This window comes from Thiohalocapsa sp. (assembly GCF_019695415.1).
Taxonomy (GTDB): domain Bacteria; phylum Pseudomonadota; class Gammaproteobacteria; order Chromatiales; family Chromatiaceae; genus Thiohalocapsa.
The window spans coordinates 2,289-2,979 of the sequence record NZ_JAIFKJ010000024.1; the positions used below are offsets into that span (position 1 = coordinate 2,289).

A 691-nucleotide genomic window follows, 5' to 3' on the forward strand; every position below is an offset into this window, starting at 1 on the left:
CGGTCGAGCTTGAATACGGACAGGTCGAGAAGATGTAACCGCCGACGGCGCGGTGGAAGAAGGAGCCGGGGGGCGAAATCTGAACATGGTATCGGCACGCAGCCGACTGTAATCACGGCGCTCATCCGCCGTGATAATCCGAGGCCTCCGCGCGCGGAGGCAGTTTGCGGGAGGGCGCGCCGCCCGTTGGACCGCTAACCCGAGGCAGCGAGAGCTTGCCACGAATGTCTTAGGGGAAACTGATGGCGAAAAAGGTAACAGGATATCTCAAACTGCAGGTTCCGGCCGGCCAGGCCAATCCGTCGCCGCCTATCGGTCCGGCGCTTGGCCAGCGCGGCCTGAACATCATGGAGTTCTGCAAGGCGTTCAACGCCGCATCCGGCGAGATCGAGCCGGGCGCGCCGGTGCCCGTGCTGATTACCATCTACCAGGACAAGTCGTTCACTTTCGCGCTGAAGACGCCGCCGGCGACATACTTCTTAAAGAAGGCGGCGGGTCTGAAGTCCGGCAGCAAGGAGCCGGGGCGAGCCAAGGCCGGTTCGGTGACGCGCGCCCAGCCCCGCGTGATTGCCGAGGCGAAGATGAAGGACTCCAACACCGACGACCTAGACGCGGGGATGCGCACCGTCCGGGGGCGGGGGAGGGCGAGGGGTAGGGCGGGGCGGGAGGACCGACGAGGGAGAGGCAGGGA

The 691-nt window shown here is 65.4% G+C and carries 1 protein-coding gene; it reads left to right on the forward strand.

The genetic code is table 11. The features are described from left to right. Positions 1-242: 242 nt before the first annotated feature. The coding region (gene rplK, locus I6U14_RS00345; protein ID WP_296895937.1) for a 50S ribosomal protein L11 at positions 243-691 on the forward strand (449 nt) is incomplete at its 3' end.